We start from the raw sequence: 16,706 nt of genomic DNA, 5'->3' as shown, positions 1-16,706 counted from the left end.
CGCTCATCCCTTCGTCTTCTGCGCGATCGTGCGGGCCAGCGCCTTGCCGTACGGCGGCTTCAACCCCGCCAGCTTGGCGACGTCGATCCGCGACTGGCGATAGACCGCGCGGGCATGGCTGAACGTCCGAAACCCATCGAGCCCGTGATAGGCGCCCATGCCCGACGGCCCGATCCCGCCGAACGGCAGGTCTTCCATCGAGACGTGGAACAACACATCGTCGATCGTCACGCCGCCCGACACCGTCCGGTCTAACACCCGCCGTCGTTCGTCGGCATCGTTGCCGAAATAATAGAGCGCGAGCGGCCGGTCGCGCCGGTTTACCTCGGCCACGGCTTCGTCGATATGATGATAGGTGCGCACCGGCAGGATGGGGCCGAAGATCTCCTCCTGCATCACGATCATGTCGTCGGTCGCGCCGCGCACGATCGTCAGCGGCAGCTTGCGGCTGTTGCCGGTCGACGGAAACTCGCTCGCCGGATCGACGGTGACGACATCGGCACCCTTGGCCCGCGCATCCGCGATCCAGTCGGTCAGGCGGGCGTGATGCCGGTCGTTGACGATCGCGGTATAATCGGGGTTGTCGATCAGCCGCGGATACATCGCGCTCGCCGCGGTGGTCAGCGCCTCGACGACCGCACCCTCTTTCTCCGCGGGGACCAGCACATAGTCCGGCGCCAGGCAGATCTGCCCGGCGTTCATCATCTTCCCCATCACGATCCGCTCGGCAGCGCGCGTCATATCGGCGGATCGCCCGACGATCGCCGGCGACTTGCCGCCCAGTTCGAGCGTCACCGGCGTCAGATTGTCGGCGGCGGCGTGCAGGATATGACGTCCGATACCGGTCGCCCCGGTGAAGAGCAGGTGATCGAACGGCAGCCGCGCGAACGCCTCTCCCACATCCGCCCCGCCCGACACGAACACCAGTTCCTCCGGCGCGAAATAGTCGCCGACCAGCGTTTCGAACAGCGCGGCGGTGCGCGGCGTGAACTCGCTGGTCTTCACCATCGCGCGGTTGCCCGCCGCCAGCACGCCAGCCAGCGGCGCCATCACCAGATTTACCGGGAAATTCCACGGCGCGATCACGCCGACGACACCCTTCGGCACCTGCTCGACCCAGGCGCGCGCGCCAAGCAGGCCGAGCGGAAACGTCACCGGCCGCCGCTCGCGCTTCGCCCATCCGCCGACATGACGCAGCGCATGTTTCAGCGGAGAGATCGATGCGGCGATGTCGGTCACCATCGACTGTTCGCGGCTGCGGTGCCCGAAATCCTCCGACAGCGCGTCGCAGAACCGGTCGGCATTCTCCGCCACCATGGCGATCGCGCGGCGTAGCCGGTCGCGGCGTACGTCCAGCGCCACCGGCAACTCATCCATGAATGCCGCCCGCTGTCGTGCGAGCATGTCGTTCAACGCCGTCATCCGCCGCTCCCCGGCCAATGATACGCCAGCCACATCGCAAATGCACCGGTCGCGAGCAGCGATCCGAGTGGCAGGCGATCGTGCATCGCCTTGCGACCGACCAGTGCGATGGTGAGGCCGAGCACGCACGCGATCAACAGCACCGGCGGCAACGCCCGCCACCCCAGCCACAGGCCGATTCCGGCGAACATCTTCGCATCGCCGCCGCCGAGCCCGCTACGCCCCCGCAACCGCCGATACACCGCCGCGACAAGCCAGAGGCTGGCGAACCCCACGAATCCGCCGATCGCCCGATCGGCAAGCGACGGCGCCAATCCGACCGCGCCGGCCCCCAGACCCGTCAGCGCCAGCGCCAACGTCAGCGGGTTCGGCAAGCGATACGCCGCCCGGTCGATCGCACCGAGCGCCAGCAACAGCCACCCAAACATCGCCCCCGCCGCACCAGTCCCCCCGGGCGCCAGCAGGCCAGCCGCCACGCCGATCGCGGCACCGACCATCTCCGTCACGACGTGCGATGGCGCGATCGACGCACCACAGGTGCGGCACCGCCCGCGTTGGGCGAAGTAGCTCAGTATCGGAAAAAGTTCAGCCGGCCGAAGCACCCGCCCGCACCCGTCGCATGCCGACCGGCCAGTCAGCGCGGAACGTTCTTCAGGAAAGCGGATCGCCACCGTGGCAATGAAACTGCCGAACACCGCGCCCAGCATGCCGAGCAGCAGCGGCCAGGCGACCGTTTCAGACATCCGTCTTGCGGATCAGATAGCGATAGACGCCGAAGATGTTGATGCCGAACAAGACGCCGTTCTGCGTCGTCAGCGCCCAGTCCTCGGTCATCACCGCGCCGGTGATCCAGGCGATGCTCGACGCGACGAACAGCACGAACCCCCACCCCGTCACGCGCCGCCCGCTGTCGAGAGAGACCATGAAAGCGGCGGTGACGCCGCTGGCGGTCGCGAACCATTTCAGGCCCGCGATAAGGGGGGAATCTTCCATCCTCCGCTAACGCAGCGTCACGACGTTGGGTGCATAGCCCGCGGCAACCGCGCGCTTGGCGAATTTCGCATCCGCCGTCAGCACCGCGCAGTCGCGATCGAGTGCCAGCGCGAGATAGATGCAATCGAAGAGCGAGTGGTCCAGCTGTCGTGACAGATCGACCGCGCCACCGAGAAGGGGTTCGATCGAGACGATCTCCGCCAGCAGCGGCATCACCGCCTCGATATTCTCCATGACCCAGTCCGTCGTCATGTCTTCGAACCGCGTCTTCTTCGTCAGAGCGCTGGCCAACTCGATCAGGATGAGGTCGGGCGCGATACAGTCGGTTCGGGAGGCGACGGCGGCAACGGCCAACTCTGAATCCGGCTCGGCAGCCGCCAGCTTCACCAGCACGCTGGCATCGACGACCAGCATCAGCGCGTATCGCGATCTTCACGGATCAATGGCGTACTGTCGATCAGACGCGCAGCGGGCGGTGTCCGGGCATGAAGCTTGTCGATCAACGCCAGCTTCTCCTCGGTCGTCAGCTGCGTCCGCGGGCGCGCGGCCGCCAGCGCCTCGCGCAGTTCGGCCTCCAGCGATCGCCCGTTACGCACCGCGGCGCGTTTGAAATCGGCGATGACGGCGTCGTCGAGGTTGCGGATCAGCACCTGTCCCATGCGCCGGTGATAGCACGATGCTATCACCGGTCACAACGCCCTCATCCCTTCTGCAGGTGACGGCGTCCCAGCAGTTCGGCGATCTGCACCGCGTTCAGCGCCGCGCCCTTGCGCAGATTGTCGCTGACGCACCACAAAGCCAGGCCGTTCTCGACGGTCGGGTCCTCGCGTACGCGGCTGACGTAGGTGGCGTAATCGCCGACGCATTCGACCGGCGTCACGTATCCGCCATCCTCACGCTTATCCACCAGCATGATGCCAGGCGCCTCGCGCAGGATGTTCTGCGCATCGATGGCCGACAGTTCGTTCTCCATCTCGACGGTGATGGCCTCCGAATGGCCGACGAACACCGGCACGCGCACGCAGGTCGCGATCACCTTGATCTTCGCGCCCATGATCTTCTTGGTCTCGACGACCATCTTCCACTCTTCCTTGGTCGAACCATCGTCCAGGAAGACGTCGATGTGCGGGATGACGTTGAAGGCGATCTGCTTGGTAAACTTCTTCGGCTCGGCGCTGTCGCCCACGAAGATGTTGCGGCTCTGCTCGAACAGTTCGTCCATGCCCGCCTTGCCCGCGCCCGACACCGACTGGTAGGTCGAGACGACGACGCGGGTGATGGTGGCGGCGTCGTGGATCGGCTTCAGCGCGACGACCATCTGCGCGGTCGAGCAGTTCGGGTTGGCGATGATGTTGCGCGCGCGGTAGCCATCGATCGCCTCCGGGTTCACCTCCGGCACCACCAGCGGCACGTCCGGGTCCATGCGGTAGAGCGAACTGTTGTCGATCACGGTGCAGCCCGCCGCCGCGAAGCGCGGGGCATGGATCTTCGTTGCGTCCGATCCGATCGCGAAGATCGCCATGTCCCACCCGGCGGGGTCGAAATTGTCGATGTTCTGGATCTTCAGCTTGCGCCCGCTGTCGCCGTAATCGACGATCTCGCCCTGGCTGCGCGACGATGCCAGCACCGCGATCTCGTCGGCGGGGAAGTCCCGCTCGGCCAGGATGGCCAGCACTTCGCGACCCACGTTGCCGGTCGCGCCAGCGACCACGATCCGATACCCCATCGTCACACCCTTGCGTTCGTCCGGCAGCGCCGCCGGCCATCATACAGACCGCCGGGGCGTTACGCGGCGCGCACGCGGCGCACAAGTGAAGCTCTACTTGGGACCGGCCCCGACCGTCCTATCGAGGAAGTTCAGGATCGTCGTCCACACATGGATGTCGCGCGACGCCGAATGGGTCTTGCCCGGATACAGCATCATCTCGAACGGCGTGTTGGTCGCCTGCATCTTTGCGGCGAAGGCGGTGGCGTTGTCGAGCACGACATTGTCGTCCGCCATGCCGTGGATCAGCATCAGCGGGTCGCGGATCTTCGGCGCGTCGTCGATCGCGTCCGACGCGGTGTACGCCTTGGCATCCTTGCCCTTGGGATCAACGCCCATGTAGCGTTCGGTATAGTGGGTGTCGTACAGTTCCCACTTGGTCACCGGCGCGCCGGAGATGCCGGCCGCATAGACGCCGGGGTTCGCCTCCAGCATCTTCAGCGTCATATAGCCGCCGTACGACCAGCCATAGGTCGCGATCCGCTTCGGATCGACGAAATCGAGCGTCTTCAGATAGTCGGCGCCGGCCAGCTGGTCGCGCACCTCGACGCTGCCCATCGCGTGCCAGATCGCATCCTCGAACGCCTTGCCGCGATTGGCCGATCCGCGATTGTCGATCTGGAAGACGATATAGCCGCGATCGACCAGATACTGGTGCAGCGGGCTGCCCCAGGCGCGCATCACGGTCTGGCTGTGCGGGCCGCCATAATGTTCGAAGAACACCGGATAGCGCTTCCCGGCCTCCAGCGCCGGCGTCATCATCCGCCAGTTGAGCGTCACGCCGTCGCTGGTCTTCAACTCGCCGAACTTCGCCGTCGCATGGCTGGCCAGATAGGGTGCATAGGGATGCCCCGCCGCGATCGCATTCTCGTTGATCCATGCCAGCCGCTGACCCGTCGCGTCGGCCAGATACACCTGCGTCGGCTGATCGGGATTGGAGCGCGACACGATGAAGCGCGACGCGCCCTTGTCGGCGCTCGCGTTGTTCCACCATCCGGCCTGCGTCAGCCGGGTGAGCGGATAGCCCTTCGCCTTCAGGTCGAGCGCGTAGATGTGCCGCTCTAGCACGCCGTCCTTGTTGCCGTTGAAGTACAGCTTGCCGCCGTCCTCATCGACACCGCTCAGGCCGGCGACATCCCAGTCGCCCTTGGTCAGCTGGGTCCAGCGGTTCCTGGCGAAGCGATAGAGGTGGCCATGCCCGTCCCGCTCGGACCACCAGATGAACGACCCGTCCTTCATCGGCACGAAGACGTTGGAGAGATTGACCCAGCTGCGCGGTCCCGACTTCTCGGTGAACAGTAGCTCCGACCGGCCCGTGGCCGGATCGACCCTCAGCACATCGAGCACGGTCTGCTCGCGGTTCTGGCGCTGCACGTACAGCGCGCTGCCATCGGGCGCCCAGCGCACGCGGGCGAGATAGATGTCGCGGTTCTTGCCGAGATCAACCTTAACCCGCCCGCTGCCGTCGGGCGCCATGACGTAGAGGTCGACCAGCACGTTGGGCGTGCCGGCGGCGGGATAGCGCTGCTCGAACACCTTGGTCCCGTCCGCGCCGATCGCGGCGCGCACGACGGTGCCGACCGGCGCCTCGTCGAACCGCTCGACCGCGACATAGCGTTCGTCGGGCGACCACCAGTAACCGGTGGTGCGATCCATTTCCTCCTGCGCGACGAATTCCGCCTCGCCCCAGTGAACCGTGCCGGCGCCGTCGTCGGTCACCTTGCGCTCGGTGCCGCTGGCGAGGTTCATCGTCGTCAGGTTCTGGTCGCGAACGAAGCTGAGATAGGTACCGTTCGGGCTGATCGCCGGGTTCAGCTCGCCGCCCGGCGTATTGGTCAGTCGCTTCACGCCGCCGTCCAGCGTCGCGAGATACAGGTCGCCGTCCAGCGGCACGAGGATCGCCTTGCCGTCGGGCGTCCAGTCATAGGCGACGATGCCGCGCTGCCCGCCGATACGCGCGCGCTCGCGCTGCATCTTCTCGGCCTCCGACAGTTCGGCGCCGGTGCCGACCTTCTTGCTGTCGACCAGCATCCGCCATTGCAGCGTGGTCGTGTCCATCGCCCACAGGTCGTAGCGATCCTTCTCGTCCGCGCGCGGGCGCAGCGAGGTGATGAGCGTGCCGTCCGGCGACAGGCGCAGGCCGCGCGGTTGTGCGCCGGCGAGGTCGGGGCTGGCGAAGATGCGCTGGAGCGTCAGCTCTTCTGCGGCGGCCTGCGGGATCATGAAGGGTGCGGTCATGGCGAGCGCGGCGACGGCGGCGGACGCCGCGAGCATGGTGCGAAGCATGGGGGCGAGCCTAACGCGGCCCCGCCCCGACGCCAAGCCTCATGCCGCGACCGGCACCGCCCCGCCTGCCGACGACCCGCCGCGCCGGCGGAACGGCAGCGCCTTCCGCGCGATGATCGACCGCCACGCCCATTCGACCGGCGCTATGCGATAGTGGCGGACATACCAGTTGGCGGCGAACAGCAGTACCGCGTTCACGGCCAGCGCCGTTATCATTAGCGCCATCCAGCCCTGCGTGCCGTACAGTCCCAGCGCGAACGGGGGGTAGAGTATCCACAGGCAGATGATCGTCTGCGCGATATAGATGGTCAGTGCCGTGCGCCCCGCCGCCTCGAAGGGCTTCAGCAGGCGCGTGCCTGTCGCCGTCGCCAGCAGGACGTAGACCGCGGCGATGTGCCCCAGCGTCATCGCCAGCCGCGCGACCTCGCTCGTCGCGTAGATCAGGTAGAGCCCGTCATCGAACCGCGTCTCCGCCCAGGCCATGCCGAGACGGCACGGGATCGCGACCGCATAGGCGATCAGCATCGCCCGCAGATAGAAGCGCCGCGATCGCAGACCCTGGATCACGCCCCATTTATAGAGCGCCGCACCGATCAGCATCGTGCCGGCCGCCTCCCACACGAACAGCGGTTCGAGGAACATGCCCTCGCCCACCGTATCGGGCACGCCCCACAGCCACAGCATCGTTCTCCAGGCGCTCGCGAACCATGTGGTCGCCGTGCCCGTCGCGGCCGATCGTGCCTTGTCCTCGATCGCGATGCGCTTCTCGACGTTCGCATCGTCCTTGGCCTTTTCGACCTTGCGCTCCGCCGCTTTCTTCAGCGTCTTGCGTTCGTCCGCGGTGATCGGCTTGCCGACGCTCTGCTTCGCCTCGATCCGGCGCGTCTCGACTTGCGCCCGCTGCGCCATCGTCAGCCCGATGCCGGCGCCGAACAACTGCAGCAGCGCCATCAGCCCACCGATGAACAGCAGCGTCTTCGGTCCCAAGCGGCGAAACAGGAAGGCGATCAGCGCCGCGATACCATAGGTGTGGAGGATGTCGCCGGGCCACATCAGAATGAAGATGTGCACGATGCCGAACGCGAACAGCACGAGGTTGCGGGCATAATAGGGCCTGAGCACCGCCCACGACCCGAAGATCCGTCGCGCCCCCCGCCTGAGCCATCCGCCCTCGCCGCCGCTCACGCCCGCCGCATCGGCGGCACGATCGGTCAGGATCACCATGCCGACGCCGAACAGCATTTCGAGCAGGCACCGCGCAGTGCCGTTGGCCAGCACCTCGCGCAGCCACCAGGCGACTCGGTCGGCGCTCGTCCAGCCGAGATGCCGGATGTCGTCGAAGGAGGCGTTCAGCGATCCGCCCATGTCGTTGATGTTCATGAACAGAATGCCGAGAATGGCGATCCCGCGCAGGATATCCAGGCTCGCGACGCGCGGCGCGCCATCCGGCTCGGTCGCAGTCGTCATCACTGTTGCGGTCATGTCGGCATCCCCCCGGAAGCGTGTCACTCACCTAACACGCGACAGGGGCTACGACAAAGCAAAACGGCCGCCCCGCATCCGGGACGGCCGTTTCAAAAAGCCGGGGTGACGCGGGCTTATTCGGCCGCGGCGGTCGTACCCTTGGCCGGACGCGGATCGCGACGCTCGGCGATACGCGCCGACTTACCGGTGCGGCCACGCAGGTAATAGAGCTTGGCGCGACGCACGACACCGCGGCGCACGACCTCGATCGAATCGATGTTCGGCGAATACAGCGGGAAGACGCGCTCGACGCCCTCGCCGAAGCTGATCTTGCGGACCGTGAAGTTGCTGCCCATGCCCTTGTTCGAGCGCGCGATGCACACGCCCTCATAATTCTGGACGCGGGTGCGCTCGCCCTCGACCACGCGCACGCCGACGCGCAGCGTGTCGCCCGGGCGGAATTCCGGAGCCTTCTTCGATTCGTTGAACTTGGCGATCTGCTCGGCTTCGAGCGTCTGGATGATGTTCACTTCGGTTCGTCCTCTGACGTGTGCCGCGCGCCAGAGGGAGGCTTGACCCGAGCGCCGACATGGCGCTCCCAAAGGTCCGGCCTCCTTAGCCGTGTATCGGTCTCGGCCTGCGACTTGCGCCAGCCTGCGATCCGCGCATGATCCCCCGATCGCAGCACTTCGGGGATCGTGCGACCCTCCCATTCCACCGGTCTGGTGTAATGCGGATATTCGAGCAGCCCCATTTCGAAGCTCTCGTCATCCCCGCTAAGGGTCGCGCCCATTACGCCGGGGAGCAGCCGAATGCAAGCATCCAGCAGGACGAGCGCGCCCATCTCGCCGCCCGACAGGATATAGTCGCCGATCGACACCGGCTCCACCACGCGGCCCTCGAAGATCCGCTCGTCGAACCCCTCGAACCGCCCGCACACTATGGCAACGCCCGGCCCGGCAGCGATCTCCCGCACCCGCGCCTGCGTCAACGGTCGTCCGCGCGGCGTCATCGCCAGCACCGGCACCCCACCGCCTACGCTATCGATCGCCGCGGCGAGAATGTCAGCGCGCAGCACCATCCCCGCCCCGCCCCCCGCCGGCGTGCCATCGACAGTGCGATGCCGGTCGGTCGCGAAGTCGCGGATCTGCGTGGCGGTCAGCGACCACTTCCCCTCGCGCAATGCCCGCCCGGCCAGCGAAATGCCGAGCGGCCCGGGAAACATCTCCGGGTACAACGTCAATACGGTCGCGGCGAAGGTCACAGCGTCCAGTTCTCGACGCGCAGGCCGGGGATGTCGGCGAAGTCGCGCATGTTGTTGGTGACGAGCGTCAGGTCGAGCGCGAGCGCATGGGCGGCGATCAGCCGATCGAAACTTGCCCGCCGGAAGGGCAGTGTGGCGTACGCCATCGCCGCGTTGCGATCGAAATCGAGGACAGGAACCTCTTCGACGAATGCCTTGAGCTCATCCATCAACGGCGGCCGATCCTGGAACGAGCCGTAGCACAGTTCCGCGAATGCGATCGACGAGGTGACGATATCGCCCTCGTCACATTCCGCCGCGCGTCGGGCCAGTCGCTCACTCATGTTTCCGAGCGACATGATGACGACATTCGTATCGAAGAGGTACTTCATCAGTCGAAGCGAAGCGGTCGGTCTTCAAAGACACGGTCTTCGTCGGCGATCACCTTCAGGCCCTTCACTGACCCAAAAACCTTGTCCACATTGAACTTGCGCTTTGGCGCATCGGTCGGCTCAAGGATGAACTTCCCGGCTTCCTCGCGAACCCGCATCTGGGCGCCCTCTCCCACACCAAGCGCCTTGGGCAGCCGCAAAGCCACAGAATTGCCCGACTTGAAGGTCTTCGCGAGATATTCTTTCGTCACATCCGAAATGTATATACGCGCCGTATATACGTCAATCCGCCGCCGTGAAATCCAGCACCTGCAACGACATCACCGGGGTGGGCGAGCGCTGCACACGTCCGGCGACCCGACCGCGCTCGCACGTCCAGACGAACGTGCCCTCCATCGCCGAGATCGGCCGGATCGCCTCGGACATCGCGCAGGTGCCGACCTTCGCCTTCACCTCCGCGATCTCGCCACGCCGCCGGACCGCATCGCGGTCGAGCAGGACGTTGACCGCCAGTGGCGCGCGCTCGGCGTCGCCCGCGGTCCAGGCGGTCTTCGCGGCGGCATAGGCGGCGCTCAACCCCGACGACACCGGCAGATCGCGCACATCGGCCAAACCCGCCTCACGCAGCATCGCCAGCGTCTTGGTCACCATCAGCCCGCCGCCGGTATAGGTCCGGCTGGAGAACAGAAACACGCCCACCCCAGCATCGGGCAGCAGCGCGACGTTCGATCCATACCCCGGATAACCGCCGCTATGCGTCACGATCCGACCCACGTCGCAATCGTCGACCACGTTCCATCCCATCGCATAGGATATCGCCAGCCGGCACGGCGCGCCCAGCGCCGCGGGGCGCATCCGCGTCGCCGTGAAGTTGGCGCCCTCGACGATCGAACGCACCGTCGCCCGCTTCACCGGCCCGGCGTCGGCACCGTCCCGCGCCGGCCATGCCGACAGCAGGAAGGCGACCCAGCGCCAGTAATCGTTTGCGCTCGTCTCCACCCCACCCATCGCGCCGAATGCGCCGTCGGCCATGTCCGGCTCGCGCACCCAGCCGCCGTCCTGCCAGCGATAGCCGATCGCGCGCTTGTCCTTGGGCGAGGCGAAGATGTCGTAGCCTGTCGCCGTCATCCCCAGCGGCGTCATGATCTCCCGCCGGATATAGTCCTGATAGCGCGTACCCGACACGTTCGAGACGATCCGCCCGAGCGTCGCATAGCCGAGGTTCGAATATTCCATGCGGCTACCCGGTACCGTCGCGAAGGCGACGCCCGCGCGCAGCATCTTCGAGAAATCCGCCTCGGTGATCGGTTGCTGCCGGTCGCCCCACGGATTGTCCTCGACGTAACCGGCGATGTGGTGGAGCAAGTCGCGCACAGTGATCCTCGGGCTATCGCTGGTCGGATAGGTCCAGCCGCGCATCTCGGGGACATAAGCCTCGGCCGGTGCGTCGAGCGACAGCTTGCCCGCGTCGCGAAGTTTCAGGATGGCGAGCGCAGTGAACGCCTTGGACATCGACGCGATGCGGAACCGGCTGTCGGCGGTGACGGTGCGCTTGCTCTCCTGATCCTGCGTACCGAAGGTGCCGACCATCACCAGCCGGCCGTCCTTCACCACGCCGTACGCCAGCCCCGGGACATGCTGTTCGCGCACCCAGTCGCCGATCATCGCATCGATGCGGGTCTTCAGCGTCGCGATGTCGGTCGGCGTCTTGGCTACCGCCACCGGTGCGGGCGACATCTGGGAATATGCCACCTGCGGCAACATCGCTGTCACCGCCATCGCCGCTGCCAATCGCTTCATATCTCGCTCCCCGAGTAATCTCGAATGCGATTGATACCGGTGCGGCGGCATCGGGCCAAGCGGAACCCTGAGGCATCTCGCGCCTTCACGCGACATATGGACGATTGCATCATCATCGGCGCCGGCCCGGCCGGTCTCACCGCGGCGATCTACCTCGCGCGCTTCCATCTCTCGATCCGGCTGTTCGACTGCGGGTCGAGCCGCGCTGCGCTTATCCCGCGCACGCACAATCACTCGGGCTATCCCGGCGGCATTCCCGGGCCGGACCTGCTCGCGCTGATGCTGCAACAGGCGGAGGAATTCGGCGCGGTCCGCGAGAGTGTCGCGGTGGAGCGGATCGAACCCGTCGACGAAGGCTTTCGCATTCACGTCGGCGATCGCACGCTCGCGGCCCGCACGGTGCTGCTTGCCACCGGCGTGGTGAACAACCGGCCCGACATGGAGGCCGAGGCGCACGACGCGGCGCTTGCCGCCGGATTGCTGCGTTATTGCCCGATCTGCGACGGCTATGAAGTCACCGACAAGCGCGTCGGCGTGATCGGCACTGGCGATCATGGGATGCGCGAGGCGCTGTTCCTGCGGGGCTTCACCCGCGACGTCACGCTGATCGCGCACGACGGCGAACACGACCTGCCCGAGGCCTGTCGCCGCGAACTGGCCGAAGCCGGCATCGCCTGGATGGATGGCCCCTGTACGCCGTTGCGCGCGGAGGGCGCAGAGATGGTCGTGAAGACTGCGGCGGGCGAACGCCGCTTCGACAGCGTCTATCCCGCGCTGGGCTCGGTGATCCGCTCAAAGCTTGCCGTCGCCGCCGGCGCACGCGCCACCGACGAAGGCTGTCTCGAGGTCGACGATCACCAGCGCACTTCGATCCCCGGCCTGTTCGCGGCCGGGGACGTCGTGAAGGGGCTGGACCAGATCAGCAACGCGATGGGTCAGGCCGGCGTCGCTGCGACGACGATCCGCAACCTGCTGGCGGAGCGGATCCCGCTCCGCCGCTGATCGTCACTGCGTACCGGCGACCGTGGCCGGTGCGGGCGGTGGCGGCGGCATGTCCGGCACCCCGGCGATATCCCACCGCGTCATGGTGATCCCCGAACAGGCATAGGTCGCCCCGTTGCGGATGGTGGCCGGTTTCAGCGCGCCGGCCAGTGCGGGCTGCGGACCCGCGAGCGTGCGACGCGCATCCTCGATATGATTGGTCGGGACGAGCCCGCTCATCGTATCGCCGCGCGACAGCTTCACGCCCATGTACGGCACGAAATCGCCCAGATAGACGACCTCGCCCGCACCGACCCGGAAGGTCGGCGCACCGAAGCAGTTGGTGCTCGTCGGCACGACCGCGCCGACCGTGGTCGAGTTGATGACATAGTCGCCCGGCGTCAGCTTCAGCACCTGCACTTCATACGCCGCCTTCTTGTCGCGGCTGGACAGCGACGCCGTATAGGTCGTCTTATCGCCCTGCTTCTTCCAGTCCTTCGGCCGGTACACGACGTCGCGATGCTCCGCGTCGTAGCGCAGCAGGTCGATGCTGCCCGACCGGCCCAGCGCCGGCGCCTCGACACGACGATAGGCAATCACGACCGCGCCCTCGTTCGGACCCAACACCACCGGCACCGCGGGATCGACCTTCTTGCCCAGCCACACCGCGCCCTGCCCGGTGAAGGGCGTGGCGGGGCGCAGCGCCGGATCCTCCGGCAGGGTGAAGCTCTTCAGCTCGGTGACCTCGCCGCGCACGTCCTTCGCCCCGACGATCGTGTTGAAATAGGTGTCACGATCGGCGTCGGTCATCGCGGCGATCCGCGTCGCTTCCGCCGACGGCGTCTCGACCATCCGCCATCCGCGGATCAGCAGGCACGAGCGGCGGTTGTCGCGCCGTTGCTTGCCTTGCGCGATCGCGGCACCGATCATCCCGCCGATGCCGCCGCCGATCCCTGCGGCCAGCGGCGAGATGACCGCCGGGTTGTAATAGAAGGGAACCATCCCCGACGGCGTGCGCGATCCGCGCGCGATCAGGCGACATTCCTGCCACGCCGCGTCATATTCCGCGCGGGTCGCGCCGGGCTTGTTGTAGAAGCGCGTATCCTTCAGGTCGCGCGCGGCATCCTTGGCGATCTCTTCCGGCGTGTCGGCCGGATCGACCGGCGGCGATTGCGGCACCGGTGTGACGGGTCCACCGCCCGTCGGAACCATCATGGTCGCCTGTCCCATCGCCGGCCCCCCCGCCAGCATAGCCATTGCCCCCGCACTCAGCATCGTCTTGCGCATTCGCAGTCTCCCCCAAAACCCCGGACACAAGACTAGCTAGCGGCTATGTCGGGATCAAGATGAAGGTGCGGCTAATCACATGAATTCGGGGGCTTGCCGGGACGTCGTCAGCGAAAGCGCCAGCCGAACTTGTCTTCCAGCAGGAACCATGTCGGGAGGGTGACGAGCAACGTGCCCGACGACATCAGAAATGCCATCACGAGCAGAACGACCCGCCATTTGCGCTCTTCTTCGGAGCCGGCGGGCAGTAGAACATCCCACGCGATCACCACGAACATCGTCCAGAACGGCCCAGCGATCGATACGACGCAGCGGCCGACAACGGCCTGCCCCGCCTTTGCGGCTAGCCACCAGCAAACGATGCAGGACGCCACCGTCGCCACGATCCAGATCGGGGTTGTCACATCAACAGCATCGCAGGCGATACGCCGCGCCGCAAGCCGACTATTCGGCGGCGAAAGCCTCGGTCACGACCAGCCGGTCGTCGTTCCACTCCGGTACCGCGGCCGGCGTCATCGGCACCATGAAGCGCTTGCCGTCTGCGCGTGCGATCTCGATCACGTCGCCTGCGCCAAAATCGTCGATCGCGACGACGGTGCCGACCGCGACGCCACTATCGGTCACAACCGGCAGCCCGATCAGGTCGGCATGATAATATTCGCCCTCACCCAGCGGCGGCAGGGCGCTGCGCGGGACGGTGAGTTCGGTGCCGCGCAACCGCTCGGCGGCGGTACGGTCGGCGACCTGTGCGAAGCGGGCGATCGCGCCCTGCGGCGTCATGCGCAGTGCGGTCAGCGTCAGCGCACCGTCGTTGAAGCTCTTGTGGACCGACAGATCGTCGGCGAACACCTTCAGCCGCACCTCGCCGCCGATGCCATGCGCTCCCGTGACAGCGGCCAAGGTAACGCTGCGACTGGAAGCGGACACGGCAATCCCCGGTTCGTAAGAAATGTCAGGCGGCGGTCGACCCGCGACCGCCGCCCACATGCATCAGCCGTTGTTCGGCGTAGCGTCCTCGATCGCCTCGGCGGCGACCTCGACGGTCTCGGCCTGCTCGGCTTCGACCTCGGCTGGCGTCTCTTCGACGGCGGGAGTCGCGGCGGCGGCTGCGGCGGCTTCCTCGGCGGCCTTCTGCTTCTCGGCACGCTCCTCGGCGCGCTCGGTCGCCTTCTCGCCCGGCTTGCCCTTGTTCGGGTTGGTGCGGGCCGCGCGCTCACGCACACCGGCGACGTCCAGGAAGCGAGCGACGCGGTCGGTCGGCTGCGCGCCAACGCTCAGCCAGTGCTTGGCGCGGTCGCCGTCCAGCACGACGCGCTTTTCGTCGTCCTTGGCGAGCAGCGGGTTGTACGTGCCGATCTTCTCGATGAACTTGCCGTCCCGCGACGAACGCGCGTCGGCGACGACGATGCGATAGTAGGGACGCTTCTTGCTGCCGCCGCGCGACAGACGAATGCTAACTGCCATGATGATCTTCCTTCTCTAAACGATTGCGTCGAAATTACTTTTTCTTGATGAGATTCTCGAAACCGGGCGGCAGCTTCGGCATGCCGGGACCACCGAGGCCTGGCAGTCCGCCACCGCCGGGGCCATCCATCTTGCCCATCATGTCGCCCAGACCCTGACCGCCGAGCGCGTTGCCGAGGCCGCCCATGCCGCCCTTGCCCAGCATCGACATCATGCCCTTCAGCCCGCCCATCTTCTTGATCTTCTTCATGGCGGTGGCCATTTCGAGATGCATCTTGAGCAGCTTGTTGACGTCCTGCACGGTGGTGCCGGACCCCTTGGCGACGCGGATCTTGCGCTTGGCGCTGATGATCTCGGGCTTGGCGCGCTCTTTGACGGTCATCGACCCGATCATGGCGTCCATGCGCAGCAGGATCTTCTCGTCGACCGCGCCGGACGCCATCGCCGCCTGAGCCTTCTTCATGCCCGGGATCATGCCCGCCAGCGCACCGAGCCCACCCATGCGCCGCATCTGCGCGAGCTGGGAGCGGAGGTCGTTCATGTCGAACTTCCCCTTCTCCAGCCGCGCCGCCATGCGCTCGGCGTCCTCGGTCTGGATCGACTGCGCCGCCTTCTCGACCAGGCTGACGACGTCGCCCATGCCGAGGATGCGACCCGCGACCCGCTCGGGATGGAACGGCTCGATCGCATCGAGCTTCTCGCCCACGCCCGCGAACTTGATCGGCTTGCCAGTGACGGCGCGCATCGACAGCGCCGCACCGCCGCGCGCATCGCCGTCCATGCGGGTCAGGATGACGCCGGTCAGCGGCACCTGGTCGCTGAAGTTCTGCGCGACGTTCACCGCGTCCTGACCGGTCAGGCTGTCGACGACGAGCAGGATTTCGTTCGGCGTCGCGATATCCGCTACCGCCTTCATCTCGTCCATCAGCGCCTGGTCGACGTGCAGTCGCCCGGCGGTGTCGAGCATCAGCACGTCATAGCCCTGCAGCTTCGCCGCCGACAGCGCGCGCCGCGCGATATCGACCGGCTGCTGCCCCGCGACGATCGGCAGCGTCGCCACATCGACCTGCGTACCGAGCACCGCCAGCTGCTCCTGCGCCGCCGGGCGATTGACGTCGAGCGACGCCATCAGCACCTTCTTGCGCTCGCGACCCGACAGCAGCTTGGCGAGCTTCGCCGTCGTCGTCGTCTTGCCCGACCCTTGCAGGCCGACCAGCATGACGACGGCGGGCGGCGTCACGTCGATGTCGAGGCCGGTATTCTCCGACCCCAGCATCGCGACGAGCGCGTCGTTGACGATCTTGACGACCTGCTGCCCCGGCGTGATCGAGCGCAGGACGTTGTGGCCGACCGCCTTTTCGGTGACCTCGTCGACGAACTTGCGTGCGACGGGCAGCGCGACGTCGGCCTCCAGCAGGGCGACACGCACTTCGCGCATCGCGGCGCGCACGTCGGCCTCGGTCAGCGCGCCACGACCACGCAGGCGGTCGAAGACTCCACCCAGCCGGTCGCTCAGACTGTCGAACATGCATGCCTCCACATCGAGACCGCAGGCAAAACCCGTAACGCGAAAAACGCCGGCGGACGGAACCCCGTCGGCCGGCGTCGC

The 16,706-nt window shown here is 66.6% G+C and carries 19 protein-coding genes; 1 reads left to right on the top strand and 18 read right to left on the bottom strand.

The window, feature by feature from the left end:
• Window positions 1–3: 3 nt before the first annotated feature.
• The 13 genes from ACX40P_RS08080 to ACX40P_RS08020 form a co-directional block, all read right to left on the bottom strand.
• Window positions 4–1,422 (bottom strand): coniferyl aldehyde dehydrogenase, encoded by a 1,419-nt coding sequence (locus ACX40P_RS08080; protein WP_459125800.1) that lies wholly within the window; start codon window positions 1,420–1,422, stop codon window positions 4–6.
• On the bottom strand, window positions 1,419–2,165 hold the full coding sequence (locus tag ACX40P_RS08075; protein WP_459125799.1) for a prepilin peptidase: 747 nt from the start codon (window positions 2,163–2,165) through the stop codon (window positions 1,419–1,421). Before ACX40P_RS08075 ends, ACX40P_RS08080 begins: the two co-directional genes overlap by 4 nt.
• Window positions 2,158–2,415 carry a hypothetical protein gene (locus ACX40P_RS08070; protein ID WP_459125798.1) on the bottom strand — a complete coding sequence of 86 codons (258 nt, stop codon included), beginning with the start codon at window positions 2,413–2,415 and terminating at the stop codon, window positions 2,158–2,160. Before ACX40P_RS08070 ends, ACX40P_RS08075 begins: the two co-directional genes overlap by 8 nt.
• 6 nt (window positions 2,416–2,421) lie before the next feature.
• The gene (locus ACX40P_RS08065; protein WP_459125797.1) at window positions 2,422–2,829 is read right to left on the bottom strand and encodes a type II toxin-antitoxin system VapC family toxin; all 408 of its coding nucleotides are present in this window, start codon (window positions 2,827–2,829) and stop codon (window positions 2,422–2,424) included.
• Window positions 2,829–3,074, bottom strand: a complete 246-nt coding sequence (locus ACX40P_RS08060) for a FitA-like ribbon-helix-helix domain-containing protein (RefSeq protein WP_459125796.1) — start codon at window positions 3,072–3,074, stop codon at window positions 2,829–2,831. Before ACX40P_RS08060 ends, ACX40P_RS08065 begins: the two co-directional genes overlap by 1 nt.
• Window positions 3,075–3,115: 41 nt before the next feature.
• On the bottom strand, window positions 3,116–4,141 hold the full coding sequence (locus ACX40P_RS08055) for an aspartate-semialdehyde dehydrogenase (RefSeq protein WP_459125795.1): 1,026 nt from the start codon (window positions 4,139–4,141) through the stop codon (window positions 3,116–3,118).
• 93 nt (window positions 4,142–4,234) lie between these two features.
• Complete coding sequence (locus tag ACX40P_RS08050; RefSeq protein WP_459125794.1) at window positions 4,235–6,466, bottom strand: S9 family peptidase; 2,232 nt, start codon at window positions 6,464–6,466, stop codon at window positions 4,235–4,237.
• Window positions 6,467–6,505: 39 nt separating this feature from the next.
• Entirely contained in the window at window positions 6,506–7,948 is a 1,443-nt protein-coding gene (locus tag ACX40P_RS08045; RefSeq protein WP_459125793.1) for a DUF418 domain-containing protein, read from the bottom strand.
• 116 nt (window positions 7,949–8,064) lie between these two features.
• Entirely contained in the window at window positions 8,065–8,460 is a 396-nt protein-coding gene (gene rplS, locus ACX40P_RS08040; RefSeq protein ID WP_459125792.1) for a 50S ribosomal protein L19, read from the bottom strand.
• A complete protein-coding gene (gene trmD, locus ACX40P_RS08035; RefSeq protein ID WP_459125791.1) occupies window positions 8,457–9,194 on the bottom strand; it encodes a tRNA (guanosine(37)-N1)-methyltransferase TrmD in 738 nt (245 codons plus the stop codon). Before trmD ends, rplS begins: the two co-directional genes overlap by 4 nt.
• Window positions 9,191–9,565, bottom strand: coding sequence for a PIN domain-containing protein (locus ACX40P_RS08030; RefSeq protein ID WP_459125790.1), 375 nt, complete (start codon window positions 9,563–9,565; stop codon window positions 9,191–9,193). The genes trmD and ACX40P_RS08030 overlap by 4 nt, the downstream gene beginning before the upstream one ends.
• Window positions 9,565–9,816, bottom strand: a complete 252-nt coding sequence (locus tag ACX40P_RS08025) for an AbrB/MazE/SpoVT family DNA-binding domain-containing protein (RefSeq protein WP_459125789.1) — start codon at window positions 9,814–9,816, stop codon at window positions 9,565–9,567. The genes ACX40P_RS08030 and ACX40P_RS08025 overlap by 1 nt, the downstream gene beginning before the upstream one ends.
• Window positions 9,817–9,847: 31 nt before the next feature.
• Window positions 9,848–11,365 carry a serine hydrolase domain-containing protein gene (locus ACX40P_RS08020; protein WP_459125788.1) on the bottom strand — a complete coding sequence of 506 codons (1,518 nt, stop codon included), beginning with the start codon at window positions 11,363–11,365 and terminating at the stop codon, window positions 9,848–9,850.
• Between the two features lie 96 nt (window positions 11,366–11,461).
• Between ACX40P_RS08020 and ACX40P_RS08015 the strand changes: the two genes are divergently transcribed.
• Window positions 11,462–12,367, top strand: coding sequence for an NAD(P)/FAD-dependent oxidoreductase (locus ACX40P_RS08015; RefSeq protein WP_459125787.1), 906 nt, complete (start codon window positions 11,462–11,464; stop codon window positions 12,365–12,367).
• Window positions 12,368–12,370: 3 nt separating this feature from the next.
• Here ACX40P_RS08015 and ACX40P_RS08010 read toward each other — a convergent pair whose 3' ends face one another.
• The 5 genes from ACX40P_RS08010 to ffh all read right to left on the bottom strand — a co-directional run bounded on the left by ACX40P_RS08010 (window position 12,371) and on the right by ffh (window position 16,625).
• Complete coding sequence (locus tag ACX40P_RS08010) at window positions 12,371–13,633, bottom strand: hypothetical protein (RefSeq protein ID WP_459125786.1); 1,263 nt, start codon at window positions 13,631–13,633, stop codon at window positions 12,371–12,373.
• A gap of 107 nt (window positions 13,634–13,740) precedes the next feature.
• Window positions 13,741–14,037, bottom strand: a complete 297-nt coding sequence (locus ACX40P_RS08005) for a hypothetical protein (protein WP_459125785.1) — start codon at window positions 14,035–14,037, stop codon at window positions 13,741–13,743.
• Window positions 14,038–14,077: 40 nt separating this feature from the next.
• Entirely contained in the window at window positions 14,078–14,533 is a 456-nt protein-coding gene (gene rimM / locus ACX40P_RS08000) for a ribosome maturation factor RimM (protein WP_459125784.1), read from the bottom strand.
• 90 nt (window positions 14,534–14,623) lie between these two features.
• The gene (rpsP, locus tag ACX40P_RS07995; protein ID WP_459125783.1) at window positions 14,624–15,097 is read right to left on the bottom strand and encodes a 30S ribosomal protein S16; all 474 of its coding nucleotides are present in this window, start codon (window positions 15,095–15,097) and stop codon (window positions 14,624–14,626) included.
• Between the two features lie 34 nt (window positions 15,098–15,131).
• Complete coding sequence (ffh, locus tag ACX40P_RS07990; RefSeq protein ID WP_459125782.1) at window positions 15,132–16,625, bottom strand: signal recognition particle protein; 1,494 nt, start codon at window positions 16,623–16,625, stop codon at window positions 15,132–15,134.
• Window positions 16,626–16,706: the final 81 nt, after the last annotated feature.

It is taken from the genome of Sphingomonas sp. RS2018 (assembly GCF_054489605.1).
This window is presented reverse-complemented; position numbering and strand designations above follow the sequence as displayed.

Excerpts from the sequence above, each read along its gene's own strand:
- ACX40P_RS08045 (WP_459125793.1), bottom strand. The coding sequence starts at position 7,948 with ATGACCGCAACAGTGATGACGACTGCGACCGAGCCGGATGGCGCGCCG.
- ACX40P_RS08065 (WP_459125797.1), bottom strand. The coding sequence starts at position 2,829 with ATGCTGGTCGTCGATGCCAGCGTGCTGGTGAAGCTGGCGGCTGCCGAG.
- rpsP (WP_459125783.1), bottom strand. The coding sequence starts at position 15,097 with ATGGCAGTTAGCATTCGTCTGTCGCGCGGCGGCAGCAAGAAGCGTCCC.
- ACX40P_RS08055 (WP_459125795.1), bottom strand. The coding sequence starts at position 4,141 with ATGGGGTATCGGATCGTGGTCGCTGGCGCGACCGGCAACGTGGGTCGC.
- ACX40P_RS08030 (WP_459125790.1), bottom strand. The coding sequence starts at position 9,565 with ATGAAGTACCTCTTCGATACGAATGTCGTCATCATGTCGCTCGGAAAC.
- ACX40P_RS08075 (WP_459125799.1), bottom strand. The coding sequence starts at position 2,165 with ATGTCTGAAACGGTCGCCTGGCCGCTGCTGCTCGGCATGCTGGGCGCG.
- ACX40P_RS08015 (WP_459125787.1), top strand. The coding sequence starts at position 11,462 with ATGGACGATTGCATCATCATCGGCGCCGGCCCGGCCGGTCTCACCGCG.
- ACX40P_RS08080 (WP_459125800.1), bottom strand. The coding sequence starts at position 1,422 with ATGACGGCGTTGAACGACATGCTCGCACGACAGCGGGCGGCATTCATG.
- ACX40P_RS08060 (WP_459125796.1), bottom strand. The coding sequence starts at position 3,074 with ATGGGACAGGTGCTGATCCGCAACCTCGACGACGCCGTCATCGCCGAT.
- ACX40P_RS08020 (WP_459125788.1), bottom strand. The coding sequence starts at position 11,365 with ATGAAGCGATTGGCAGCGGCGATGGCGGTGACAGCGATGTTGCCGCAG.
- ACX40P_RS08010 (WP_459125786.1), bottom strand. The coding sequence starts at position 13,633 with ATGCGCAAGACGATGCTGAGTGCGGGGGCAATGGCTATGCTGGCGGGG.
- ffh (WP_459125782.1), bottom strand. The coding sequence starts at position 16,625 with ATGTTCGACAGTCTGAGCGACCGGCTGGGTGGAGTCTTCGACCGCCTG.
- ACX40P_RS08050 (WP_459125794.1), bottom strand. The coding sequence starts at position 6,466 with ATGCTTCGCACCATGCTCGCGGCGTCCGCCGCCGTCGCCGCGCTCGCC.
- ACX40P_RS08070 (WP_459125798.1), bottom strand. The coding sequence starts at position 2,415 with ATGGAAGATTCCCCCCTTATCGCGGGCCTGAAATGGTTCGCGACCGCC.